We start from the raw sequence: 25,723 nt of genomic DNA, 5'->3' as shown, positions 1-25,723 counted from the left end.
AAAGGTAAATGTTTAATATATGTAAAAATCATTTGAGAATGAAAAAAAGATTAGTTATGGAATTTTTCTAAAATGATAGAGTTATTATTATATAAATTAGTAGACAAAAATGTGGAATGAGGTATTAAATTGAAGCGAGATGATAAATTATCAATAAATAAAGCTATGATAGAACCTGGAAATATTGGACCTACATTTCCAGTTCTTCCCCCAATTTATATTCCAACGGGACCAACAGGTACAACGGGACCAACAGGTGTAACAGGCCCGACCGGTCTAACGGGATCCACAGGTGTAACAGGCCCGACTGGTACAACGGGACCAACAGGTGTAACAGGCCCGACCGGTCTAACGGGACCAACAGGTGTAACAGGCCCGACCGGTCTAACGGGACCAACAGGTGTAACAGGCCCGACTGGTACAACGGGATCCACAGGTGTAACAGGCCCGACTGGCACAATGGGATCCACAGGTCTAACGGGCCCGACTGGCACAACGGGATCCACAGGTGTAACGGGCCCGACCGGCACAACGGGATCCACAGGTGTAACGGGCCCGACCGGCACAACGGGATTCACAGGTGTAACAGGCCCGACCGGTACAACGGGACCAACAGGTGTAACAGGCCCGACTGGTACAACGGGATCCACAGGTGTAACAGGCCCGACCGGCACAACGGGATCCACAGGTGTAACAGGCCCGACCGGTACAACGGGACCAACAGGTACAACGGGACTAACAGGACCAACAGGAGAACCTGGGGTTATTGGTCCCATAACAACAACCAATTTATTATATTATACTTTTTCAGATGGAGAGAAACTTATATATACAGATGCAGATGGGATAGCTCAATATGGGGCAACGAATATATTATCACCTAGTGAGGTTTCATATATAAATTTGTTTATTAATGGAATTTTGCAACCACAACCATTTTATGAAGTTAGTACTGGTAAACTAACTTTATTGGATAATCAACCACCTTCGCAAGGGTCATCAATTATATTACAATTTATTATTATTAATTAAAAAAGACAGATTCTTAATGGAAAAAGGAATCTGTCTTTTTTTGTTCTAAATTACATTAGTTAAAATTAAGTGACGATAAATTCAATTGTTATTGGGATTCCACCGTCTAATGCATCTCCGCCAGGAATTGTAATAGCACCAGTAGGACCTGTGGTGACACTGGAGTTCACGCTAGGTTGAATTATGCCGTTTACATAGAGGTTGTAATACGTAAAAGTTGGAAAGGCAGTTGCAGTAGTACCGGCATCGTTTAAACAAGCTGTTGCAGCAATCGCAAAAGCTGCACCTGTTCCTGTTCCAGCTCCTAGTGTAGATGTAAATCTCCTAGAAGCGATAAATGGTTGAATGATTGGCAATTAAATTTCACTCCTTTAATTATTTTTTTGAACGAAGTATAGAATAACTTGTCCACTATATTGTATGAAAGTTTTTTATAATAGAAACGGCTGTATTCTTATAGAAGGAACACAATATTAGTAAAGGTATCATTGTTAATTATTTGAAAGAATGATGTTGTTACTTGTGGAATATATGCTAATGATTTATTTATGTTTTAATTTTTAAATGAAAATGTGCTTTTGGACCTAATAGATAAACGTGGAAAAATAAAATAAACTCTTAAGTTTAGGTGTTTAATCTAAGCAGTCAATTATTAAAAACATATAATTAATATGTGAGTCATGAACATAATTAAATGTCGTTTTAAAGTTTAATTATAATTCATGTTTCCTATTTTAAGTGAATATATAACATAACTCTTTGTACACTTTTATGGTTCTTATAATAGGAAAACACTCAACTATAAGACAAGTAAGGAGGAAATAAATGTCACATAACAATTGTTTTGGTCATAATAACTGCAATCCGATAGTTTTCACTCCAGAATGTTGTAATAATCCACAAACAGTTCCAATTACTAGCACTCAATTAGGACAATTAATCACTTTACTAAATTCTTTAATTTCAGCTATTGCAGCGTTTTTTGCAAATCCAAGTGATGCAAACAGATTAAATTTACTCAATTTGTTTACTCAACTATTAAATTTACTAAATGGATTAGCACCATCTCCAGAGGGGAATTATTTAAAACAACTAATTCAAAGTATTATCAATGTACTACAATCCCCTAATCCAAACTTAAGCGAATTACTTTCTTTATTACAACAATTCTACAGTGCCCTTGCACCATTCTTCTTCTCTTTAATTATTGATCCAGCAAGTTTACAACTGCTATTAAATTTATTAACTCAATTAATTGGTGCTACTCCAGGAGCAGGAGCAACAGGTCCAACAGGTCCAACAGGAGCAGGTGGAGCAGGAGCAACAGGAGCAACAGGAGCAACAGGAGCAACAGGAGCAACAGGAGCAACAGGAGCAACAGGCCCGGCAGGAACAGGAGCAACAGGAGCAACAGGAGCAACAGGAGCAACAGGAGCAACAGGAGCAACAGGAGCAACAGGAGCAACAGGAGCAACAGGAGCAACAGGAGCAACAGGAGCAACAGGAGCAACAGGAGCAACAGGAGCAACAGGAGCAACAGGAGCAACAGGGGCAACAGGAGCAACAGGAGCAACAGGAGCAACAGGTGGCGGAGCTATTATTCCGTTTGCTTCAGGTACAACACCATCTGCGTTAGTTAACGCATTAGTAGCTAATACAGGAACTCTTCTTGGATTTGGATTTAGTCAGCCTGGAGTTGCTTTAACTGGTGGAACAAGTATCACATTAGCGTTAGGGATAGGTGATTATGCATTTGTAGCACCACGCGCAGGGACTATTACGTCATTGGCTGGCTTCTTTAGTGCAACAGCTGCACTAGCTCCATTATCACCTGTTCAAGTGCAGATACAAATATTAACTGCACCAGCAGCAAGTAATACGTTTACAGTACAAGGAGCACCTTTATTATTAACACCAGCATTTGCTATAATAGCTATTTTGGACACAGCATCAGGTATCATACCTGAAGCAATTCCGGTAGCCGCTGGGGATAAAGTATTATTATATGTTTCATTAACAGCTGCTAGTCCAATAGCTGCAGTTGCTGGATTTGTAAGTGCAGGTATTAATATCGTCTAACTTGTTACAATGTTTGTTTGAAATTTAAACAGGCATTTGTATATAGCCCCACCTAATTTTATTAGGTGGGGCTATATTTTTTTGAAAGATAGGTAATAAACCAATTGGGAAATTACTCTTTATTAAGTTGGTATATAAGAAAAAACAAAATTTATGATTTACACTTTATTGTTTATGGAATAAGTTATATGGTTTGAAAAATTACATAGAAACAAAAAAGATGAATTCTATTAAAAATAGAATTCGATAGTATCAAAAGCCCTTATTATATCAGTATTTGTAGCATGTTTATTATTAACTAGCCCCAAAATCAGCCCCATTTTCTGTTAAACTCTGGCTAAATAAATCTACTGACATGGATTCTAATTCCTTTAATACATGACCATAAATTCCATAAATCATTTGTGGAGAATTCCCTAAACGTTCGGCAATCACTTTTACATTTAAACCTTGATTTAATAATATAGTGCAATGTGTATGACGTAAGCCATGTATTGTTATAGCAGGAAGCTTTGTTTTATTTAATACTCTTCTAAATGCATAAAAAACACAGCCATCTGTTATAGGTTTTCCGGTTTGGTATGATGTAAATACAAAAGAATCTTCTTTTAGTTTGTATCCAAAAGACAACATTACCTTCATACACCATTTCCGGTATATCTTTAATTGATTTACTAATACATCATCTATTAAAATTGTTCTATAGCTATTTTTCGTTTTGGGTGATCGTATACCTTTATTATCCCTAGTGCGTTCAATGGTTATTGTTTTATTATCAAAATCAATGTTTTTCCACTGTAAACCACAGGCTTCGCCTCTACGAATCCCTGTGTATGCAACGGTTAATAAAAATGTATAGTTTGTGGCATTTTCTTCGCGTTTAGCTATTGTTAAAAATTCAACTAATTGCTCAGGTGTGAAATAATTATTGTTTTCTTCTTTAATAGTTTCATGATTTGAAAGTTTGATTTTTGTGAAGCGATTGCGAGACAATATTTCATCTTCGACAGCTGCATTAATAGCGATCTTGAATAGGGTGTGGAATAAATGAACTGTACTTGGCTTATACTTCTTTTCAAGTACATTTAAAAATTCTCTTTTATATGTTGTTCTATCCAAAGTTTGTAACTTGAAATGGCCAAGCAACGGTTTCATTTGTAAGCGGATGGCCATTTCACGTTGTGCCCTAGATGCTGGTTTCCAACTATTTTTATAGGTGGTATACCAAATATCCAACCACTCTCCAATGGTTAGTTGATCATGTTCAACTTTTTTAGATTCACCACGTAGTGTTGTAACTTTAACTTCTAAAAGAGATTTGAGGGCTTCTTTTTCTGACTTAAACCCACTTTTTTTCTTCTCTTTTCTTTTCCCTGTGTTGTCATAATACTTGTGACGATACATCCACAGTTTTTCATTCTTTGTATTGAAATAATAGTATATTTCAGGTTCTTTTACTGATTTGTGTAGTTTCACTATTACCATTCCTTTCATTACTTTGGCTGGCGTATGCATAGGAATGGGTAAGTATTAAAGTTATTTTATTCTTCTTTTGAGTCCTCAGAAGATTCGATATTTAAAAACGTAAAACTACTATTAAACTGATCATATGATTTCTCAATTTCTTCATCTGAAGGGTAGTCTACTTCGAGTTTTTCAAATAATGCTTCTAATACTCTTGTAGCTAGTTCGCTATGTGCTCTATTTAATTTTTTACCGTTAAAGTAAACATGTTTTTGCTGTAGAACATCTTTTAAATCGGGAAAATTAAGTATCCGATATTCTTCAATAGCATAATCTTTATTTTGTTTTTTAATTTCTTCTTCATATTCTTTAGGTGTCATGGATTCCCAAAAATTCTTTTTCACTCTATATTCCTCTATATCTGCATCAGTATATAATCCAGCCTGCCAAGCTAAATCTCTAAATTCAATACCAAGGGTTTCTGATAGTTTTCTTATAACATCATATGCAGATTGTCTTTGTCCTTTTTCAAAATGCTGCTTTTCCTCTAGTGATAGATTATCGAATGGATTGTCACTTAAAAGATAATCGATAGTCACATTCCCTATTTGTGCAATTTTTGCAAGGCGCTCATTATTAGGGACTGTAATTCCTCTTTCCCATTTTGAAACAATACTTTTGTTGGCGTTTAGTATTTGTTTACCGAATTCCTCTAAGGTCATTCCATTTTTTATCCTTATTAACTTTATTCTTTGTCCTAATGCTTCTTTATTATTTTTCATGATATACCTCCGATTAGGGTTAATAATAATTTAATAATACAACAAGTGTCATAAAGTGTCATCTTTTTGTTGACAGTATCATAAAGTATCATTTATTATAAAAGTATCATAAAGTTTCATATAAAAGGAGGGAAGGTATGAGAAAAGTTACATTAACTGTCAAAGAAGTTGCGGAATTATTGGGTGTTTCTTTAACAACTGTATATTCAATGACACGTATGAGTGAAATTCCACATGCGAGAGTTAGGGGGAAAATACTTTTTCACCGCCCAACAATTGAAACATGGTTAATTAATGGAGCTATGCAAAGTTGTGAAAAGGTAGAAGCATAATTTAATTGATAAATAGAATGAGGTGAAAGAAGTGATTCCTGCAAATGTGCAAGTGAATATTGATGAAAATGCAATCAAAGAATACATATTGCAGCAGGTAGATCAACAACTTCATGAAACATTATTAATGGTTGATCTTGAAAAGTTAACAGTAATTACATCAATGAGTAAGAGATTCCTAGAAGATGAGATTTTATCTGATCCACGTATGAGATTAATAGAGCGACGTCGCAACAGAAAACGTTGGTGGTTCTATAAGCGAGCTCTTGAAGTAATAACAGAAATTGTAAATGAATGGTAAGCAACAACGCTTTGGCTGGCGTGTGCATAGGAAACAAAGTCCATAAAAGGTTAGGTGGATATTACTTATTAATTCAAATTGCTTGATATTTTATAGCAACGTCGATTTGGAAACAGTTGAGGTGAATAGGTTAATGACAACTGCTGAAATACGTGAAGACAAGTTACATATGATTTTAGAAAAAGCGGAAAACGGTGATCCAAAAGCAATCAAAGTTTTAAAAGAAATTAATCGAATATTAAAGCAAGTATGATATTTCCTTTTAAAAACATTATTCAGCATAAAGGAGGTGAGAAAGTGTTATCTACTATAACATCACATAAAGAAAAAATAGAGCTTAAATATGACAGGTTAATAGATATAACTAATTTAAAATCACTTACCAACACAAATGCTATTAACCAAAAGATAGCATACGGAGAGTTTTTAAATAGGATAAGCGATCCTATGATAACCAATGAGAAAGGCAATGCAGGCGGTTTTATAGGTGGATATGTTCAAGATCGTAGGAATAAAGCCAATGTAAAAAGCAGAAGTATTATATTAATCGATATAGATGAAGTGCCAGAAGGTGTAAATGTATGGGAGAACATTGAGGGTTTCACAAATTTTGCGATTGCTATGTATTCAACACACAATCATACAAAAGAGAATCCACGTTACAGGGTTATCATACCTTTGCATCATGATATTGAGCCGGAGCACTACAAAGAAGTCACACGATATTTAGTGGATATTCTCCAAGTGTGGATAGATGAGACTTCATGTGAATTTGAGCGACACATGCACTATCCGACTTGTAGTAACCCTGATAATTATGAATTTTATTATCAAGACTTCCCTTTCTTTGATGCTAGTTTCATTACAAAACAACATGAAGAAATCAAGACCTTTAAAAATAATGAAAAAGCGGATCCACGCACAAAACAAAACTGGATTGGGGCATGGACAAATATTTATTCGATAACGGATGTTTTGGACAACTTCTTATCAGATAAATATGAGCCATTTAGAAACAATAGATATACCTATGTTGAAGGAAGCTCTAAAGGTGGATTAATTGTTTATGACGATGGTACGCATGCACATAGCAATCATTCAACAGACCCGATAAGCGGTAAGAATGTAAACAGTTTTGACTTATATAGGCTACATAAATTTTTCCACCTAGATAATGGTACGGAGGATATGAAGGACAAGCCTAGTTATAAAGCAATGATTGAGTATTGTAAGAAAGACGAAAAAGTGAGGGCGTATTACAAGGAACATATAAGTGGTGGACAAGGCATTCATAAACAAGAAGAACCGAAAGTACAAAATGAAATAGATTTTAAAAGAAATAGCAGAAACAAAATCCTTGTTAAAGCTGGAAATACTAAGAAGTTATTAGATTCAATGGGCATAGAGGTTTATTACGATGTTATAAGAAAACGTGAATACTTATCTTCCTTAAACTTATATTTTGATGGTGAAATAGCAGACCATCATGCACAAGGGATTATAGAAGAAGCTATTGATATGGATTATTTCATAACGAAAGATAAACTAATTGACCATCTTTTATATTTAGCTAGCTGTAATAAGAAGAATAAAGTAGCTGAATATTTCTTAAATGTATCTAAGAAATGGGATGGAAAGAGCCGTGTCGAGGAAGTTTTCACTACATTAAACGCTAGATCAGATAGAGAATTAGGAATTGCATACTTAAAAAAATGGGCAATTCAAGCTGTTAAACTTGCATTTAACGAAAATGGAAAGATGAATCAAGAATTTGTACTTGTCCTTCAAGGTTCTCAAGGTTGTGGGAAAACATTCTGGTTCAAGTTGTTATTTAACTCACTAGGTGATGATTATTTCAAAACAGGTAAAAGACTTAACCCAGAGAACAAAGACAGTGTAATCGAAGCGGTAAGCAACTTTGCTGTTGAGTTAGGTGAGTTAGATTCTACAATGAAATTTGAACAGGCGGCACTAAAAGCATTCTTTACAGAGAATGTTGACGAGTTTAGACGACCATATCAGAGGTTATCGGTTAAATATCCGAGGATGACTGTATTTTTTGCAACTGTTAATGACGATGAATTTTTGAAAGATAAGACAGGAAATAGACGATACGCTGTAATAAACGTAGGTGACAAGATAAGTGACTTGAAAGCAATGGATATTGATCAGTTTTGGGGTGAGGTCGCCACAATGGCATTAAAAGATGATTCACACCTACTTACTAGTGAAGAAGCGCAGAAACAAAAAGAACACAACGAAGAAAGCGAACTACAGACACATGAGGAAATTGAAATTTTAAGTGGATTTTCTTGGGGGGCATCTAAAGACTTGTGGACATGGAAGAGTAGTAAGGTCATCTTCAAGGAACTGGAGTTAACCAAGAATACAAAAAATGCAGCTACAGCACTTAAAAAGTATGGAGCAGTAAGAAAGCAAAAGGGGAAAGACAGAGAAAGAGGATGGATAACACCGCCTTTTGCTGGTAAACCTTCATGTTAATAGAGTGAACAGCTAATTGTTATGGTGAACACAAGCGAACACGTAGGTGAACAGGTAAAACACAAGTTGCTGTTCTACCTTTAAACCCAGTCATACCAATGGATAGAGGGAAAAGCGAACACCATGAACACCATAATCTATATAAAAGTGTAAAAGTAAGAATATAGAGAAGTAGGTAGAGAGAGTAGCAGAAGAATTCACAGTTTGTTACTTTTGCCGATTTCTGGTGTTCGTGGTGTTCATCCTACTCAAAACCTAGTCATATCAACGTTTTTGGGTAGAACTCTTAACGTAAAATGCGGTTCGCCTTGGTGTTCATATTTAGTCTAAATGGTGTTCACCCCAGTGAAGAGGTGGTGAGGTGCTTTTTCGGATACAAACTAAAAAATGAAGAGGGCGAGTAAATGACAATTAAAAAAACTCCAATCGTACTAGCAATAGAAAGAGACGCAGCAGGAAATCTTAGTACGTGGTGTCAATATTGTAGAAAGTTTCATCATCATGGAACAGGTGAAGGACATAGGGATGCACATTGTTTTGAGGAAGATAGTCCTTATATTCGTACAGGCTATGTCCTTAAGAAGATGAAACTATCGGGTAAAGAGGTTGTTACAAAGGGTGAACCTAAGTAGGTGATACGTAATTGGTTTGCCTTAAAGATTATCAAATGTTAGAAGAAGAGATCGCTTATTTGGAATACAAGTTTAATAGAATACATGCTGAATTAAAATGTCAGAGCAAATGGGGTAAAGATATATTATCAATTGATACAGGCAATGAAGAAACAGAAAAGATACTGGATCAACTTAAGAAGAAGCTCACATTTAAGAAAGAACAATTGCAACAGCTGGTTGACTTAGTGAGTAATTTCAAAAACTTAGAACAACAGATACTTAAGCTGAAATATATTGATGGAATGACGTTAGAAGGCATAGGAACCAAATTAAATTACAGTACGCATTATATTAAAGTGAAACATGCTGAGATTATGAGAAGAATCAAGTTTGCTGAGAGATTAAAGGTAAGAGGATAGAGAACTGTGTAAGGAAAATAAAATATTTTAAAAGCTATTTAATTAATTAAACAAGAATTGAATTGTTCATTTGTAAACAAAAATTAAAAATGATTTTTTATATAACACCCCCCGGTAACATTTCTAGAAACAATTTGAGGGGAGGGCTGGCAACGCGGTGGGGGGATTTCTCTTTTTATTTTCGCGTTACGCGCGTGAAAAATAGAAAAAAAGGCCAAAAAAATATGCTTTCCTATTTTTCTAGGAAAACATTCATGTTTTTGATTGGTAAATTAAATTGTTAATTACGGACCTATAAACCGCATTAAATTAACGTTTGTTTCGTTAAAATTAGATTATCACAACTCGAATATACACGTCAAATAGTAATTTTCATTTTAAAAAAATAATAAAACAAGTGATGAAAGGGTGATGAAAGTATGATTTCAAATGAAGACAAAAAACAAACAGCTTATGAAATGTATAAAAGCGGAAAATACTCATTTAAAGAAATTGCAGCGGAATTAGAAGTCAAAGAGAGCACGTTAAACAATTGGCGTCACCGTTACAAGTGGGTAGAACTATCAGCAAATATAGAACGTCAAAAGCTTTATGATTTACTACTGTCTAAATTGAAAGATAAAGGTTTAGAAAGCGAAATGCAATTCGTTGACATGGTGAATACGTACATGAAATTTTTCGATATCAAAAACAAATTGATTGAAGATATTGAAGAGCGTGGCGTATCAGTAATGGGTGTAACAGGATCAGTCAAAAAGAATGATTCTATTTCGGAATTAACAAAAGTTATCACGTCTATGTCAAAGTTGCTGGAGTTTTTAGGTATCGACATTGGAGAAACTGAAGACGATGAAGAACTTTATATATAAATAATAATATAACAGGAGGTCATGAAAACATGGCACATTTAGAAAATAGTTTAAAATTGAAAGAATTATTTTATCAACGAATCAAAACAGAAGAAAGAAGCCTTCCAATCCTGGAAAAGTTAAAATTAGCAGAAGAGTGTCAAAGAAACGTTACATCACGCGTCGAATATGACCATATTACAAAGATTGTATTGGAACTAGAAAAAGAGTATGAAGCCGAAATGAAATTCGGTTACACGCCAACAGTTATTTTTAGCGAAGAAGACAAAGCCCAGGCAGCGAAAGTGGTTAAGAAAGATATCGAAGCAATGGACAAGCGATATACCGAGTTATACAAACGTAAAACAGAATTAGAATCATCTATCGCTGATGAAGTTTTCGCTATTAATGCAGAACTAAATGAAATGGACGAAGCACATAGAAAGCTAGTATATTGCAACGAAATCTACGGCGGTTATTACGGTGAGTTATACAAAATGGTTACGTCTACAAAATCGGAGGTATTACGATAATGATTACAATATACGAAAAGATTCTATCAGGACGAGAAAGAAAACACGCTTATCATACTTATGATATTGAACTAACGCCGCTAACAGATGCAGGGAAAGTATTATTCGGTCGTATGGACTTATTAAAGGAAGAAAGGGACGAACAAGTTAAAAATTGGTTAAAGAATGATTTATCACGTAACAAAAGCAACTTTAACCCAAATGACAATTATACTTTTTACTATGATGATCTGAACGAATCAGAAGATCAGCGAGTAAATGAAGTATTACAGTATGTACAAAGAAGGATTTATAACAAATGGGAAACAAGTACAAAATGGGGTGATTTAAAATCTCCTATACTTGGGGTCGACTATTCAGTGAAGATTGAAAAGAGAGTTGATGTTCTGGCCGCGCCGAAAAAGAGTGGCAAACAAAAGGTGCTTAAAAATCCAGCGATTGAAGTTGAGGGAAAAGAAGTAAACGAAACGTTAGTTATTGAAGCCTAACATAAGAACCCTGTTATTAGGGGTTCTTTTCCGTTTGAAGCCGAAAATAACGAAAATATGAAAAAAATGCTTTTCAGTTTGTTTTATATGCTATTTTGCACAAATGTCTAATGTGATTATGCCTAAATGATGAATAACACGAAATGAAGTGAGTTAAGCGTGTTAGAAAGTTACTGATGTATTAACTATATACAATCAATATAATTCGGAATGTCCGGAAGTAAACTTATGAAAGGCGTTTGACAAAATGAAAAAACAGTTTTATAGCAATCAATTAATTAGGAAAGTGAATGCACTAGCTAAAGAAAGGGATAAAGTGTTCATTGCTAAAAGTGGCAGCAAAACGAATGCAAAGAATATCGTTACACACATGGCAGGACAATCACCTATTATGAAGGTCCTTAGTTCACTTGTTAACCTACATGGTCCGGAAAAAGCAGCGGAAATGTACAAGGAGTTCGTTAATAGTCCTCATATGTTCAGGGGAAACTTTTAATGGATATCCTAGAGCCTGTACGAGCGATTATCAGAAAGCCGATGAAGCACAAACGGAATTAGAGGAATGTATGCAGATCACTAAACGGTTAAACTCTAATATAAACTTATCAAATCCTTTTCAATAACGTAAAAAGCCACTATCCTTCAAAAGGACGGTGGAGTAAGTTACATGTTGCTAGGATTCCCACTTGATTGCACAGATGCAGTAAAAGGTTCGGCAGATTTAGTAGCAGTATTTTACTTTGGTGACTTTTCATTCTTCGTTATTCAAGAAAATTCAGAGGGATTGGAAATTGAAATTATGAAGGAAATGTATACGAATGTTAATGAAGTAGGATTGAAATTATACAACCTTCTTGCTGGAAAGTTAATCCATTCGGAGGTAGAACCAACTGTGTATAGTTTGGAGATTAAATAAAAAGTATTAATTATAAAAAGCAACTTGTCGTATAAAATGGCACGTTGCTTTTTTGTATTTGAAGGGGATAAGTGAGATATTTGATGGAGAGCTTGTAGCCGAACAACGTATAATGAAATTAATTTAAATAATACGTTACAAAACAGGAGGTTAGTATGGATTATAGTGAAGCATCCAAAAGATTATTACTTTTAGATTGTCTCGAATCTATAAAAACGGTTCAAAGGTTAATGAGTGATGGTGCATTAATACTGGAATTTAGCCCTTATATAAGTATTATTGTTTCTGGAGTATTGGATTTTTTAGATGAGAGTCAAAAGGTAAGATGGCAGTCAGAAGGAATCCGGAAAATAGAGAAGGTCAGGGCCGAAACAAAAATTATAAATAAAAATTCGGTTAGTAAAACTGTTGGGTCTGTATCTGAATCAATTTCATTATTTGATGATTATTTAACTAAGGACTATAATAGCCTTCAAAATATGTTTATCAGTATATTTGGCCAAGATAATTTTGGATGTTATAAGTTTGAAAATGTATATGTAAGTAATACTTTTCGGGCAAATACACTAGTAAATAAATTAACACAAGAATTAGGTAATGGGGAAGAAATTAAAAATTTCGGAGAAATGATGAGTCAAATAATTTGTACATATTTGATAGAGAACCATGTATCAATTCCCACAAATGTTCCAGCAATAGAGTTGAATGTAAAAAATGAGGATTATAGATTCTCTTTAGAAAATAGGATGCCGTTATTTGGGAACGATATTGATGATGATATTAATATTATTTTGTTCAATATTTTATGTGGAATAAATTATGCTTTAGTTATTTTGCCACAGGTATTGTCAAAAGAGACAAACCTTTATAAAAGAATAGTGTCTATTTGTTGTTATTCAAGTGTACAAGCACTTGGGAAATTACTAAGAACAGATGAGCAAAGTACTAGATATTATGGTGCAGTTGAGTGGAAAGAAGAAATAACAACTATAATTGATTCAACAAATAAACTCTACGCACCTAGTTTGCGTAATAATATTTTTCATTATGGAATTAGGGAAAGTGATTTAAAGATAATCCGTGAGGAAATACCTTTTCTGTATGGATTAGTGGAAGAAAACATTGGTATATCTGTTTCTAAGTTTATACAAAATCAAGGGGATATCCTAGTAAGGATACAAAAGTTGCTTACAGATTGGTTGCGAATTAGATAAAGGTAATATGTAAAAAAAGATAATAAACATATGTTAGGTTATTTAAAAAAATTGTCATGCTAGCAGTTCAACAAGCTGGAAAAAGAGCAACTGGTGCATGGTTGCTCTTTTGGGTGATTATTTAATAATCTTATTGTTTTAATTTGGAAATGAATGATAAAATTGTGTTAAAACAATATGGAGGATAAGTGATGGATAACCCAAATAAAAATAAAACTTGTTTCATTATCACACCAATTGGTGATGACCACTCTGATATAAGAAGGGCTGCTGAAGGAGTAATAGATGCAGTAATTATACCTGAGTTAATAGAAATTGGATTCTCTAAGGATAATATTAAGGTTGCACATAGAATGTTTAATTCAGGTTCTATAAATCAGCAAGTTATTGAAAGTATTCTAGAATCAGATTTAGCCATAGCTAATCTTACTACTTTAAATCCAAATGTAATGTATGAACTTGCGATTAGACACGCAGTTAGAAAACCTGTTATTCAAATTTTACAAAAGGGAACAAAGAATTTACCTTTCGATGTTATTGAAGAACGTACAATTTTTTATAATAATGATATGTCAGGTGTGATAGAGTTATCTAAAGCATTAAGAGCGATGTTACCTTTAGCACTTAATGAAACAGAGCCTGATAATCCTATATATAGAGTTGCAAAACAAAAGGAAATTATGAAAAAAATCACTACAAATGAAGAACCTATGCAATACATAATTGAACAAATGAACAGTATACAGAGTCAAGTGTCAAAGTTAGCACCGTTAATAAATAATAATGAAAATAAGTCTAATATTAGACATGGTTTTGTAATGGAAAGTGGTACAAGACAACAAATGTTTAAATTTATAATTGACGATGCTATAATAAGCCATACTGAAGTGATGGGTAAACTAAAGGAATTTAAACAAGATAATGGTGATATGGAGATAACTTACAGTATTACTAGCGATATGTTAACTGTAGTAGTTTCTGCACCTCGTGTAATAATGTTCCATACATTGCTAAATTATGTACAGAATATAGATGGAGTAAAACTATTGAGTAATTCAAAATATCAATTTGGTGCATCAGTTTGATTGGATGATTAATTTAAAAGCAAAGCATTCCTTGGGGAGTGCTTTTTATTATGTGAAAATCACATAGGCGGTAGATAAAAAGAAATACCCAAAAGGTATTATAAGGAATAAATTATTTTTGAGTATCTTTGAATAAGATGATTATTAATCTTCTGATATCGCTTTTAGGGCAAAGAATACCATAAGACCACCAATAATTAAGAGACCGAAAAAGCTGATTGCTCGGCAAATAAACATGAATCCTGTAATTGTTAAAGCAACTCCAATAGCCACCAGAAAAATTCTAACCAATTTAGCAAGTTTATCTGTACTATCATAAGCAATCGCAAGTGGTAAAAATGAAAGTATTATCCATACCAATCCAATACTAGATGAAAGTAGGATTGAGGTGATAATATATTCAGGATTAGTAAATAGGTAGCCAATTGCTCCTTTACTAGTAGGGATATCATGCGTAAAATCCATGAGCATAACACTGAATGTTGCATTAAGAGCTAGGGCGATTAAGTATAAGATAAAATGTTCATAAAAGAAGTGAACTGAACGCATGAATAAATTGTTAATAGCATGCACGATGTCACCTCCTTTCTATCTTTTATTATTGCACTATGAGTATATAAAATCTTTATGAATTTAATTAATTTTCAAAAATAGGGTTATTTTGTAAGATATGAAAAGACTATTTAAAATAAACAAGGAGAGTGAATGTAAATGATTACTGAAATTAGAAAAACAATATCAGGTAAAGAGTATTGGGATAACGAAAAGAAGAAGAGTCTATTTGTTCCTACAGGTGAAGAACCAGGATTCGAAGTAACTGTTAATCCTGAGAGTATGCTCATTGGTGTGGACTTAGCAAACGGTAAAGATGTGACGGTGGTTAGTGAAGTGCCAGTACTAAGTAGCATGACAGTGAAAGAGTTACGTGAGTATGTTGATGAGTTAGGTATTGAGATTCCAACTGATGTTAAAAAGAAAGAAGACATCATTGAATTACTATCATGAAGTACTGTGACTTTAACGGCTGCCGTAACAAGATAAGTAAAGGACGTTACTGTGAAGAGCATAAGCGTAACAAACCAAGGAAGAAGAAAGATAAGAAGAACATCTATCATCATGAGAACAAACCATTCTATCGTACTGATGCATGGAAGTATGTCAGGTCAAAGGTATATGAAAGAGAGAAGGGATGTTGTCAACGATGTGGACAGTTCGTGTTTGGTAGGCGTGCTCATGTTCATCATGTAATACCAATTAAAGAAGATGAAACACTTAAATTAGAAATAAACAACTTAATGCTACTTTGTCCCAAATGTCATATCAAAGAAGAAAATGAAGATAAACCGAAAAAGGTTTTTCCAAGTTATTTTGGATAGATCTAAATTTGAAATAATATATATAACTCTATAAAGGAATTAGTAATAAAAACTAGAATCTATTAGTTCAGGAAAATATAAGTGGATATAAAGAGTATGTCTATTAAGAAAGAGGAGGAAGGGTAAATGTCGAATAGACAAAGTGGAGTAGTTAAGTGGTTCAATGAAGAGAAGGGGTATGGATTTATTACACCGCAGAGTGGAGATGATCTTTTTGTTCACTTTAAAGCTATTCAAGCAGATGGCTTCAAAATCTTAAAAGAGGGACAGGCAGTCACTTTTGTAGCAAAACGAGGTCAAAAAGGTATGCAAGCGGAAGAGGTACAACTTGCGTAATTAATCTTTTTTATAAAATTGAATACAGATTTGATAGAGAAGAATTCAATTTGATTAATTTTTTCAAAATGGATTCTTTTTGTTTTTCATTAAATATAGGTGTGCACGGCACTTTTAATAAATTGTATTTCAAAGCTGTAAAGGCCCCCCTATCAAAAAAAAAAATTTCCTCTTTGGGGAGGATAGGTAGCGTAGGGGGCATTTCTATCGTTAGACAGCATTTTTAAAAAATAAAGGGGGGTGTGAAATGTCTATGAAAATCTGTAAATTCGACAAAATAAAAGCCACAGCTCGTGAAAGTGTGACTTTAAATATTTTTATTCAACGTTGAAACGTAAAGTGATTGAAACTCCTAGTGTAAGTTCAGTAATTACGATTACATCTTTGTCTTTTTCATAATCATAATCAACTGATTTTGTTTTTCCGCCTACAAAGTCAGCTAAAATATTTATTATTGAATCTGAATCTAGTAATTTGCCAACCTCAATATTTTGTTCCTTTGGCACATATCCTATGTGAAATTCTTTAGCGTCTAAATTAACAATTACCTTAATTGCATTTTTATCAAATTCGTTATCAGGATCTTTTACAAATGAGATATAATCCCCAAATTCAACATCTTCAAATTCAGATGCTTCTCCCGAAAATTCCAGTAATTCTTTATTAGTATATCCACCGTATGAGTCAATATAATTCTCTTTGGCAATTGCACGAGCGATTCGTCTAAGAAGTGCCTGAATGTCTTTTCCTTTATCGTTCTCAAACGTAACGCCTGCAACATTAAAAGTAAGGGTGTTACTAGTATCTAATTCAATTGGTAAAGGGGAAGGTACTGGAATTGGTTCTGATTCTGGCTCTTGTTCTAAAGTCTGTTGTTCGGGTATGACTTCTTCAATTTCTGTTCTAGGCTCTTCCACATATGTATTTATTACTTTTTCTTCTTCTTCTTCTTTTTCTTTTTCTTTGATATTTTCTACTTTAGGTTCATGCTTAGTGTGGATGATCGTGTCAGCATGGTCTATTTCGACTGTATTAGTTTCTAAATCAGCTATTTTTCTAACTTGTTTTTCTTTTGCTTTAAAAGCTTTTTTATATTGCTTAAAATCTTGTTTCTCAACTTTGAATTTCTCACCTGTTACTACATTTTTAACCATGCATGTTTTTATGAAAAGTTCTTTTCCGAAGTAAACAAATGGAGCTAGCATCAAAGAAAACCCGAGGGTTGGAATGAATAAAAGAAAAGCAAGAATGAATATCCATATATCTAAGGTGGAATTAACTCGTTTTAATATTAAACGTTTCCCAGTTGCAGCTTGAGCTTGTTCTAATTGTTGCATATGTTGCAATGATGCGACTGTATCATAACTCATGAAATGACCTCCTTGAAGTGATACCTAAATTGTACCAATTATTTGCAAGGGCTGTAAATATTACGTTTTGTAAATTGATTAAAGGTGTTAATACAAATCAAAGCGAACTTATCCATATTCCAAATGAAAAGTTGAGTTTCTTTTATGAAACGTAAGAAACCTACAATATTGGATAATCCACCAAGTGAGGAAACTGCATTGAAAATGGCAGAGTTTTGTATGAAAATATCAGTACCTCGTATATTGGCTGCTCGTAAAGCTGAAGAGGAAGTTAAAAAGAAAATAGGTGAATTGGATGGAGAAATGATTTACATCCAAGTATGAGCATTATGTTTAGAGGTAAAGAGTATGGCATAACTCGAATTGATGACTTTGAAGGTAATAAAGAAGACTTAGTTATATATGCTTATGCAATTAATTAAGCAGGGAGGACTGTCCAAAGTTGGACGTACCTTTTTCAGTGGGGGGATGCTCAAAGTTGAGCTGTCCCCGTTTTTGGCTAAGTGGGTTTGAACCACTGGGTTATTAATAATAGAACAAGAACAGCAATAAAAACAAAAGGGGCTCTCTATCCCTTGTGGGAAGTCGCCCTTTATTTAAAACACAACAATTGGCCTATTTTATCAAGAATCTACAGTTGTTTTTAATATTTCGAATTTCCCTTGTTCATCCACGGTAAACATGACATTATTATTACGACTATCCGTTCCTCCTATGCTTGTTTCATTAGGGCTGGAATACATGGTCAGAACAGCTATCTCATAAATGCCCTCTGTTAGCACGTGGCTCTTTTCGAAATCATCCATAATACTTTGAGCATTGGGAACAGTTTCACTATTTTTGTAGGTATTGTAATAGTAATTAAAATTGATAACTCCTATATAATTAGCATGATCTCTAGGTTTACTATCTTTTAACATTTTCATTATGTTGTCAGTGTTTATTTTTTGATCGCGTTTGAAATTTTTAATTAATTCCTTTTCTTGTTGTTTATCTATATGTATATCTAAATAGTAATAGAAATTTGGATTCTTTTTATGATAGGAGAATTCACTTAATAAGTTATACTTTTTTATCATCTTATCGGATTGTTTCAAAACATCACGATGTTGTTCAACATAAGCTCCTTTGAATATTTCTAGAAAAACATCATCGCTTCCATTTTTAACTATTTCATGTGAGTCTTTGTCTACAATTAAATAAGCAAGAGTGCGGTATGGTTTTTTTATTTCCACGTAAGTCTGTTGATCAGGAGCTCCAAACCCACTATCAGCAGAAAGAATTTTAAAATCCCCATTCTTTATCCCGTAGTTTTCGGACAAATAATCTCCTATTGGTTTTTCTAATAGTTTTGTGTCTGTAGAGCAACCATTTAATAGGGATAGTGGTATGCCCAGTAATAAGATAAAAACAGTTACTTTTAGTTTCCTCATTCTTCCCCCTCCTTGAACTATATTTTACCATTTTTAAGAATAAAAAGGGGATCTCTCTTGTGAGAAGTCCCCCTTTTTTTAAAATACAACAATTGTTGTGTTAACATCAAATGGATGCGGGTATGTGTTTGACAGCGATTTAAATATTTAAAAGTATAGAGGAAATTGCTCTTATGGAAAGAAAAGAATAAGCTGTGGTGGATAATTCATCAAGTAAAAAGGTGAACGCATAAGGAAAATATTCGTTCACTTTTATTTTACCTTTTATAAATGTAGTTCATAATCCCCGTCAAAACTGTTTAGTCTTCCAAATAGTTCCTCGTATGGACTATGTTTTTTTGAAAAGCCATTTTTTAATGCAAAGTGGTAACCTTCTTCAGTTATAACTTCTTGTAATATTAATCGTTCAAAGCCTTTTTCTTTAGCGAATGTTTTAAACCATTCAAGAACAATACTGCCCTTACCTTGATTACTTGGGGTAATGTTTATAGCAGTAATTGCCAAGTATGGATCGGGGGAAAATTCGCTTCTAAGGTTAATGGTGACTTTAGATTTTTTAGAAGAAATATCTAAAGAATACTTAGAAAGACCTTCTATGAACATTATTTCATCTTGTACTAATTCGTCTAATAACATTTTTAATTTTTGAAAGTCTTGTACATGAAGAGGGATTTTATTGAATTTTTCTACCAAAACAAGTAACTCCTTTTATTTTTATCAGAATAAATATCATTATATCTGAAAATCCAAGGATTGCGTGGAGAAATTAGTATTTGCTCAAGGTCATTTAAAAAGTTTCCCTTTAGATGGATAAAGGGACAATGAAAAATTTTGAAGAAAAGAAGGGCTAATAATTATTAACTATAAACAAGATAAATGTACTATAGATCTACAGAGTTTTTTATTGTTTTTTTACACTTATCCATTTCTATACACACGCCAGCCTTTTATATTTTGGGTCCCAAACTAGCCCCACTTAGCCCCAGTAGTATTCTTGTTTATGCTCTATCTTGCAATATAAATGATAAATAAAAAAAGCCCAAAACCCTGAATTAACAAGGGTTCTAAGGCATTTAATACTACTCTTTGCAGAGTTCCGATTCTATTAAAAACAGAATTCATCCATTAAATAAACTATATACTAGTGGGTTAAATTGTTAATCATGAGCGGTGAAATGTCATTGCTCAAATTAGTAATAAACTATTTATTTTTATTACAGTTACATCCCTTTTTCTTTACATAGCCTTGATCGGCTAAATCTCTTTGTGACTGGGAATCGGAAGATTGAGAGTTCGAAGATTGAGAGGATGCTGAAGAGCTACTATTTTTATTATTAGAGTAGTTTTTTCGATAGTTATAATTACTCATAGTACTATCACCTCCAATTAAATATATAAATATTATATGTATGTACTCTATTAATTGTTACGATAAAAAATCTCCTTGGTATTTTCCGAGGAGATAAATGGTGGTTCTATTAAAATGATACTAATTAATACCCCCAGTATAGAGGGAAGTAATAAGAATCTTGGTAATATAGATTTTGTTGCTGAGTAGGGGGCTGAGTTGACTGATTTATCATGTCGCGGTTTTGATTACAGTTTGCGGGAGGACCAATTACCGTAGTGGATTGAATTGGGGATACTGCTTGTTTCCATTGTTGTTCATTGAGGCAATAAGTATGAGCCATCATATTAGCAGGAGTTAATCTTAAAATATCAGAACCAAAAATAACTTCTGGGGTTGGGGCATTGAATATAGCTAATAAATGAGTATTATCTGCTGAAGCAATTTCATAATGCCACCACGCTTGTGGAATGTTGGCAACTTGCCCTGGTTTTATCGGTAAGTTTAATATCTGATTCGTAAATGGATTAAGTAAAGAAACAACAGCAGATCCTGAAATACAGTAAACAAGTTCAGCTGCATTTTGATGAATATGTGGTTCTACAACATTCCCTGTACTTAAATAAATATCTAATAAAGAAGTATTTTCTAAAGTATTTAATTGTTTAATGCCAAGTACGTTTATATAATTTTGGGCATCTTTCTTAAAAAAATTACTTTTACTTAAATCATGAGTGAAATTAGTTGAGGGGGAAGTGTAGTCGATATTAGAAGTCAATTGTATTACCCGCCTTTCTATAGGTAAGTATGGATACAACTTTAGGATATGTGCCTAGTGTTAGTTATGTGCATTTGTCTGTATCATAATAAATTCACCTGTTTTATAAATAATATAGGTTGTGCTTCTTATTTCTCATAATGTAAATACGGATAAAAATTAGAGCGAACTAATGAAAGGCGGAATTATTGATGTTAGGTTAGGAGTAAAAATATTAAAATTTATTTCGTATATTTTAATGGTTACGTTATATGAAAAGACCAATGCCTTATAGAAAGGAATTGGCCTTTTATTTAAGATAGTTTTTGATGAATCATTAATTGTGCTTTAGCAGTATTGGCGTAATTTAGCCACTCTAATTCCAAGTTTTGTTTTAAATCGAAATGGATTTCGATGACGTCAAAATGAGATACCTTTGTTTTAAGTGGAACAGGCATCCCATTTACTTTTACTTTTTTCATGCTATGTGCAATTTTTGGAAATGCAGAGAAAGAAAAATCAATAATTGTAGCACCATCTGGTAAATAAATAGGTTGTAAATCTGTAGTATAAGCCGTAATAGTATTTTCGAATAGTTCATACGATACTAAATTGTGGAAGGCGATTGGATCTGTAGTTAATAAATTGTTATTCACAATTATATCATTCATTATTTTATAAGATATTGCTTGAACATCTACAGTTCTACTATTCAATAAATAAAAAATACCATTATCTTTTAATGTTTTTGCTGATTGCGTTTGAATGATAATTGTTTGTTCAGTATCATTCATATTTATTTTAGTTTTTAAATTGTTATTAAAATGGCTATTTTCAAGAGCGATATTATCTTCGAAATAGTTTATAGTTGGTTTGTATAATTGATGAATCATTCCAAGAATTTTATAGCAATCTAGCACACTTGCAGTGGTGATACATATTCGTGAAACACTTGATACGTTTTGAGATTCTTGTAGTTGTGAGTAAGCAGAGTAAATAGGGCTGAGTTCATAACTTATTTCAAATGACAGGGTAGTATCATAAAAAGAAAGTATGCCTTTTCTTAAATTCGTTATATTGTTTTGAATGCGTGGCGCATATTCCGTTAGAAGATTATGTATTTTTTTATATCTTTCCTTATGTAGATATTGAAAAGAAAGGTTTTCTAATTCATTCTGGATTGAATATAAACCGAATCTCTCTGCAAGTGGTGCAAAGAGTGTTAGTGTTTCATTTGCATAAGCTACTTGTTTTGCAGGCTTTTTAACACTCAATGTTTTTATGTTATGAAGGCGGTCTATAACTTTTATAATGCCAACACGTATATCTGTTTGAGAGGCCAGTAATAACTTTTTAAAATTAATTGCTTCGTATAATGCTTTCTTTTGACCACATTGTTTTTTAACTTTTGTTAATCCATCTACAATATATTGAACGTTCGCACCAAAATATAACTTAACTTCTTCTAGAGAATGCTCTGTATCTTCTACAACATCGTGTAATAACGCAGCAACTAATGTTGTGACGTCAGCTTTATAATTTAGTAATATTTCTGTAACCGCGAAAGGATGAATGATGTATGGTTCTCCAGTTTGACGGTATTGTCCATCGTGTGCTTGCTCTGCAAACTTTATAGCTTTTTTAAATAGTGTTAATTCCTCAGATTGAAGATAATTCGCCTTTCGTAATAATACCTTGCACATATATATCCATCCTTTAAAATTATTTTTAATAATAATTCTATATAATATGATAAAGACCTTTTGAAATTGTAATTATTGTTTAAAAAAATAAAGTATATTGAGATTAAACTATATTCGTATTCGCATTCGCATTCGCATTCATATTTTGGATTGATGGAAAAAGTAATGAACGTGTTAATTTAAAATTATATCAATCAATAATAAGGAGTGAATGTTCATGTCATTTAGTGAAATGATTAGAAATGAAGTGCTCAGCTGGGCGGGTGTTTCTGAAAAACCTCATCGATTTGGTGGTATTGAAATAAATTATGGTAAGAAAGAACTTGGTCATCTTCATGGTGAAAAGTTAGTTGATTTACCATTTCCGAAGGTAAAGCGAGATGAATTAGTGAATGAAGGGTTAGTGAAACCACATCACGTATTACCTGAATCAGGATGGATAAGTTATTATATAAAGAGTGAAGAGGATATTCCATTCGCAATTGAGTTATTTCGTATGCAATATGACCGGATACAAAAAAGAAATAAAGTAGATAAATAAAAATTTATTTTTATGTCACATCCCTTCTAAATCGTTCGTCTTGTATGTAGAACGATAAGGAGGGATTTTATTATGAATACATTTGATGTAGCAATTGTTGGTGGTGGGCTTGCTGGGTTAACAGCATCTATATATTTAGCGAAATCTGGAAGGAAAGTTATTGTATTGGAAAAATCCAGTCGCTTTGGTGGTCGGGGGATGACTATAAATAAAAATGGCATTTGCATGAATCTTGGTGCACATGCTTTATACAGAGGAGGAGCAGCATTTTTAACTTTTAATGAGTTAGGTTTGAATCTTCCAGGTGGAATGCCATCTACAAAAGCACATGGAATATGGAAAGGGGATGTATTTACCATTCCAACAGATTTTCGCTCCATTTTATCAACACCGTTACTTTCATGGTCTGCAAAAGTACAATTCTCTCGTCTTATGATTCATTTAGGGAAATTAGATGTAGGAGAAGTTCAAAAAATGAGTTTATCTACATGGGCAGAAAATGAAATAAAAGATCCGATAGTTCGAAATATATTTTATGCGCTATGCCGAACAACAACATATACGTTTGTTCCTACAATACAATTAGCATCATCTGTACTAACGCAAATACAGCTTTCAATAAAAGAAGGAGTATTTTATGTAGATGGTGGTTGGGAGATGATAATAACAAAATTAAGAGATATAGCGGATAATGTTGGGGTGCAATTTCAGGCTAGTAAGCATGTATTGGAAGTAGAAAATTGTGAAGGTATACAAAAAATTCGTTGTTCGGATGATGAAGTATTTAAAGTTAACGCAGTTGTCGTGACGATTCCACCGAAAGAAGCTTGTAAAATAATAAAAGGTGCAGAAGGAACAAGTTTGTATAGATGGAGTGAACAATCGGTACGGGTTACCGTAGCTGCATTAGATATTGGTTTAAGACGCTTAACCAATCCTACACATCAATTTGCATTAGGGTTAGATCAACCTATATTTTTCACGAATCAATCAAGAGCAGCCAAATTAAGTGAAGATGGAGCAATTGTAGTGAGTTTAATTAAGTACCATAATCCTATGCTAGAGATAAATCATTTTCATGATGATCAAGAACAGTTAGAAAATACGATGGAGTTGCTACATCCTAATTGGAAAAGAGAAGTTGTTGAAAAGTAATATTTACCGAAAATAACGGTAGTACATGATTTTCCTCATATTGACCGTGTTGAAAAACCGGGCCCTAATATACCTGAAATGCCAGGTGTTTACGTTGCAGGAGATTGGGCTGGGCATGATGAAATATTAGCTGATGCTGCGGTAGCAAGCGGGAATCGTGCAGCGTTACACATTTTAAAGCAATTAGAAAGTGAGGCAGTTCATCATGGAAACGGAGCAATTATATGAAGCGTATCAACCATTATTATTTTCATTAGCATATAGAATCCTTGGGAGTGTTATGGACGCTGAAGATATCGTTCATGACGTATTTATCGCGGTAAATAATATAGAGGATGTTCAATCTATAGAAAATATGAAAGCATATTTGTGTAAAATGGCGACAAATCGTTCAATTGATACATTACGTTCGGCAGCGCATAAACGTAATGTATATGTAGGGATGTGGTTACCAGAGCCATTTGTGGAAGAGTCTGATGAGCCAGTAGAGTCATTTGTAATGAAAGAATCAATTTCTACGGCATATTTATTACTTTTACAACAATTGTCTGAGGTAGAAAGGGTTGTTTTCATATTAAGAGAGGTTTTCAGTTATGACTACGAGGAAATAGCTTCAATTGTTGATAAGAGTAGTGTGAATTACCGGAAGATCTTTCAACGCGCACGAAAAAGTATTTTAGATAAGCCGAAGCAATCAACATTAAGTACGAAGAAAATGGCTGCCTATGTGGAAAAGTTTGTATCATCATTACAGTGTGGGGATACGCAAGGCATGTTAGAAGTTTTAAAAACAGATGCGATATTTAAAGCAGATGGTGGTGGTAAAGTTACAACTGCAATTAATCCGATTTATTCTGCAGATAAAATTATACGTTTGTTCTTTGGAATTGCAAAACGATTGCCAGAAAAGTATAGTGTTGATTTCAAAATAGTAAATGGTGCACCAGGCGTTATAGTTACAATAAATAATAAAGTGACGTATGTACTTTCATTCATATTTGAGGATGAGAAAATTTCAAACATTTATATGATGGTTAATCCTGAAAAACTTATGCACTTAAATGTAATAGTATAAAAAAGACGCATTTCTTTAGA

The 25,723-nt window shown here is 33.4% G+C and carries 29 protein-coding genes and 1 pseudogene; 21 read left to right on the top strand and 9 right to left on the bottom strand.

Features of this window, described 5'->3' with window-relative positions; genetic code table 11:
• The first annotated feature begins 165 nt into the window (after positions 1-165).
• Positions 166-1,032, top strand: coding sequence for a DUF4183 domain-containing protein (locus tag ABH957_RS17995; protein ID WP_404511962.1), 867 nt, complete (start codon positions 166-168; stop codon positions 1,030-1,032).
• Positions 1,033-1,097: 65 nt separating this feature from the next.
• Here the strand turns inward: ABH957_RS17995 and ABH957_RS17990 are convergent, their stop codons facing one another.
• A complete protein-coding gene (locus tag ABH957_RS17990) occupies positions 1,098-1,388 on the bottom strand; it encodes a DUF4183 domain-containing protein (RefSeq protein ID WP_002136293.1) in 291 nt (96 codons plus the stop codon).
• A 469-nt stretch (positions 1,389-1,857) separates the two neighbouring features.
• Here ABH957_RS17990 and ABH957_RS17985 point away from each other — a divergent pair, with 469 nt between their 5' ends.
• Positions 1,858-3,111 (top strand): exosporium glycoprotein BclB-related protein, encoded by a 1,254-nt coding sequence (locus ABH957_RS17985; RefSeq protein WP_404511910.1) that lies wholly within the window; start codon positions 1,858-1,860, stop codon positions 3,109-3,111.
• 294 nt (positions 3,112-3,405) lie between these two features.
• Here ABH957_RS17985 and ABH957_RS17980 read toward each other — a convergent pair whose 3' ends face one another.
• Both ABH957_RS17980 and ABH957_RS17975 read right to left on the bottom strand, forming a co-directional pair.
• Positions 3,406-4,587, bottom strand: a complete 1,182-nt coding sequence (locus ABH957_RS17980) for a site-specific integrase (RefSeq protein WP_477003800.1) — start codon at positions 4,585-4,587, stop codon at positions 3,406-3,408.
• A gap of 65 nt (positions 4,588-4,652) precedes the next feature.
• Positions 4,653-5,357 carry a helix-turn-helix domain-containing protein gene (locus ABH957_RS17975; RefSeq protein WP_002085610.1) on the bottom strand — a complete coding sequence of 235 codons (705 nt, stop codon included), beginning with the start codon at positions 5,355-5,357 and terminating at the stop codon, positions 4,653-4,655.
• A gap of 137 nt (positions 5,358-5,494) precedes the next feature.
• On the opposite strand from ABH957_RS17975, the gene ABH957_RS17970 reads away from it, so the two are divergent.
• The 12 genes from ABH957_RS17970 to ABH957_RS17915 all read left to right on the top strand — a co-directional run bounded on the left by ABH957_RS17970 (position 5,495) and on the right by ABH957_RS17915 (position 14,609).
• On the top strand, positions 5,495-5,689 hold the full coding sequence (locus ABH957_RS17970) for a helix-turn-helix domain-containing protein (protein WP_404483697.1): 195 nt from the start codon (positions 5,495-5,497) through the stop codon (positions 5,687-5,689).
• 31 nt (positions 5,690-5,720) lie between these two features.
• Positions 5,721-5,990: a hypothetical protein gene (locus ABH957_RS17965; protein WP_404467490.1), complete on the top strand. Its 270-nt coding sequence runs from the start codon at positions 5,721-5,723 to the stop codon at positions 5,988-5,990.
• A gap of 249 nt (positions 5,991-6,239) precedes the next feature.
• Entirely contained in the window at positions 6,240-8,492 is a 2,253-nt protein-coding gene (locus ABH957_RS17960) for a VapE domain-containing protein (protein ID WP_404511908.1), read from the top strand.
• Between the two features lie 404 nt (positions 8,493-8,896).
• Positions 8,897-9,124, top strand: a complete 228-nt coding sequence (locus ABH957_RS17955) for a hypothetical protein (RefSeq protein WP_404483702.1) — start codon at positions 8,897-8,899, stop codon at positions 9,122-9,124.
• An 11-nt stretch (positions 9,125-9,135) separates the two neighbouring features.
• Positions 9,136-9,525 (top strand): sigma factor-like helix-turn-helix DNA-binding protein, encoded by a 390-nt coding sequence (locus ABH957_RS17950; RefSeq protein WP_404483704.1) that lies wholly within the window; start codon positions 9,136-9,138, stop codon positions 9,523-9,525.
• 419 nt (positions 9,526-9,944) lie between these two features.
• Positions 9,945-10,394 (top strand): terminase gpP N-terminus-related DNA-binding protein, encoded by a 450-nt coding sequence (locus tag ABH957_RS17945; protein ID WP_404483707.1) that lies wholly within the window; start codon positions 9,945-9,947, stop codon positions 10,392-10,394.
• Positions 10,395-10,423: 29 nt separating this feature from the next.
• Positions 10,424-10,906, top strand: coding sequence for a DNA repair protein Rad50 (locus ABH957_RS17940; protein WP_404483709.1), 483 nt, complete (start codon positions 10,424-10,426; stop codon positions 10,904-10,906).
• Positions 10,906-11,394, top strand: a complete 489-nt coding sequence (locus ABH957_RS17935) for a hypothetical protein (RefSeq protein WP_404511906.1) — start codon at positions 10,906-10,908, stop codon at positions 11,392-11,394. The genes ABH957_RS17940 and ABH957_RS17935 overlap by 1 nt, the downstream gene beginning before the upstream one ends.
• A gap of 247 nt (positions 11,395-11,641) precedes the next feature.
• A complete protein-coding gene (locus tag ABH957_RS17930; RefSeq protein WP_404483714.1) occupies positions 11,642-11,890 on the top strand; it encodes a hypothetical protein in 249 nt (82 codons plus the stop codon).
• Between the two features lie 141 nt (positions 11,891-12,031).
• Positions 12,032-12,310, top strand: coding sequence for a phage major capsid protein (locus tag ABH957_RS17925; RefSeq protein ID WP_404484060.1), 279 nt, complete (start codon positions 12,032-12,034; stop codon positions 12,308-12,310).
• Positions 12,311-12,465: 155 nt separating this feature from the next.
• Positions 12,466-13,524 (top strand): hypothetical protein, encoded by a 1,059-nt coding sequence (locus ABH957_RS17920; RefSeq protein WP_404511904.1) that lies wholly within the window; start codon positions 12,466-12,468, stop codon positions 13,522-13,524.
• Positions 13,525-13,715: 191 nt separating this feature from the next.
• A complete protein-coding gene (locus tag ABH957_RS17915; protein WP_404483720.1) occupies positions 13,716-14,609 on the top strand; it encodes a hypothetical protein in 894 nt (297 codons plus the stop codon).
• A gap of 144 nt (positions 14,610-14,753) precedes the next feature.
• Here the strand turns inward: ABH957_RS17915 and ABH957_RS17910 are convergent, their stop codons facing one another.
• Entirely contained in the window at positions 14,754-15,182 is a 429-nt protein-coding gene (locus ABH957_RS17910; RefSeq protein ID WP_002192673.1) for a hypothetical protein, read from the bottom strand.
• A 138-nt stretch (positions 15,183-15,320) separates the two neighbouring features.
• Between ABH957_RS17910 and ABH957_RS17905 the strand changes: the two genes are divergently transcribed.
• From ABH957_RS17905 to ABH957_RS17895, 3 genes are all read left to right on the top strand, one after another.
• Positions 15,321-15,614 carry a hypothetical protein gene (locus tag ABH957_RS17905; RefSeq protein ID WP_404483723.1) on the top strand — a complete coding sequence of 98 codons (294 nt, stop codon included), beginning with the start codon at positions 15,321-15,323 and terminating at the stop codon, positions 15,612-15,614.
• Positions 15,611-15,985, top strand: a complete 375-nt coding sequence (locus tag ABH957_RS17900) for an HNH endonuclease (RefSeq protein ID WP_404483726.1) — start codon at positions 15,611-15,613, stop codon at positions 15,983-15,985. Before ABH957_RS17905 ends, ABH957_RS17900 begins: the two co-directional genes overlap by 4 nt.
• Positions 15,986-16,111: 126 nt before the next feature.
• Positions 16,112-16,321, top strand: coding sequence for a cold-shock protein (locus ABH957_RS17895; protein WP_404483729.1), 210 nt, complete (start codon positions 16,112-16,114; stop codon positions 16,319-16,321).
• 317 nt (positions 16,322-16,638) lie between these two features.
• Here ABH957_RS17895 and ABH957_RS17890 read toward each other — a convergent pair whose 3' ends face one another.
• Positions 16,639-17,691 (bottom strand): HIRAN domain-containing protein, encoded by a 1,053-nt coding sequence (locus tag ABH957_RS17890; protein WP_404511902.1) that lies wholly within the window; start codon positions 17,689-17,691, stop codon positions 16,639-16,641.
• A gap of 144 nt (positions 17,692-17,835) precedes the next feature.
• Between ABH957_RS17890 and ABH957_RS17885 the strand changes: the two genes are divergently transcribed.
• The gene (locus ABH957_RS17885) at positions 17,836-18,015 is read left to right on the top strand and encodes a hypothetical protein (protein WP_404483733.1); all 180 of its coding nucleotides are present in this window, start codon (positions 17,836-17,838) and stop codon (positions 18,013-18,015) included.
• A 299-nt stretch (positions 18,016-18,314) separates the two neighbouring features.
• On the opposite strand, the gene ABH957_RS17880 is transcribed toward ABH957_RS17885, so the two are convergent.
• The 4 genes from ABH957_RS17880 to ABH957_RS17865 all read right to left on the bottom strand — a co-directional run bounded on the left by ABH957_RS17880 (position 18,315) and on the right by ABH957_RS17865 (position 22,932).
• Positions 18,315-19,124 carry a hypothetical protein gene (locus ABH957_RS17880; protein WP_404467356.1) on the bottom strand — a complete coding sequence of 270 codons (810 nt, stop codon included), beginning with the start codon at positions 19,122-19,124 and terminating at the stop codon, positions 18,315-18,317.
• A 264-nt stretch (positions 19,125-19,388) separates the two neighbouring features.
• Positions 19,389-19,817: a GNAT family N-acetyltransferase gene (locus tag ABH957_RS17875; RefSeq protein ID WP_404483736.1), complete on the bottom strand. Its 429-nt coding sequence runs from the start codon at positions 19,815-19,817 to the stop codon at positions 19,389-19,391.
• 800 nt (positions 19,818-20,617) lie between these two features.
• Positions 20,618-21,250 (bottom strand): cupin domain-containing protein, encoded by a 633-nt coding sequence (locus ABH957_RS17870; RefSeq protein ID WP_002136296.1) that lies wholly within the window; start codon positions 21,248-21,250, stop codon positions 20,618-20,620.
• 293 nt (positions 21,251-21,543) lie between these two features.
• Positions 21,544-22,932 carry an HD domain-containing protein gene (locus ABH957_RS17865; RefSeq protein ID WP_404511900.1) on the bottom strand — a complete coding sequence of 463 codons (1,389 nt, stop codon included), beginning with the start codon at positions 22,930-22,932 and terminating at the stop codon, positions 21,544-21,546.
• A 217-nt stretch (positions 22,933-23,149) separates the two neighbouring features.
• Here ABH957_RS17865 and ABH957_RS17860 point away from each other — a divergent pair, with 217 nt between their 5' ends.
• From ABH957_RS17860 to ABH957_RS17850, 3 genes and pseudogenes are all read left to right on the top strand, one after another.
• On the top strand, positions 23,150-23,473 hold the full coding sequence (locus ABH957_RS17860) for a luciferase domain-containing protein (RefSeq protein WP_113936517.1): 324 nt from the start codon (positions 23,150-23,152) through the stop codon (positions 23,471-23,473).
• A gap of 72 nt (positions 23,474-23,545) precedes the next feature.
• Positions 23,546-24,856 (top strand): annotated as a pseudogene (locus tag ABH957_RS17855) (phytoene desaturase family protein).
• Complete coding sequence (locus tag ABH957_RS17850; protein ID WP_404511898.1) at positions 24,834-25,703, top strand: sigma-70 family RNA polymerase sigma factor; 870 nt, start codon at positions 24,834-24,836, stop codon at positions 25,701-25,703. The pseudogene ABH957_RS17855 and the gene ABH957_RS17850 overlap by 23 nt, the downstream one beginning before the upstream one ends.
• Positions 25,704-25,723: the final 20 nt, after the last annotated feature.

It is taken from the genome of Bacillus sp. RC242 (genome assembly GCF_044908245.1).
In the GTDB taxonomy this organism is placed as follows: domain Bacteria; phylum Bacillota; class Bacilli; order Bacillales; family Bacillaceae_G; genus Bacillus_A; species Bacillus_A mycoides.
Note: the sequence above shows the minus strand (reverse complement) of the source record. Positions and strands in the feature narration are given on the sequence as shown.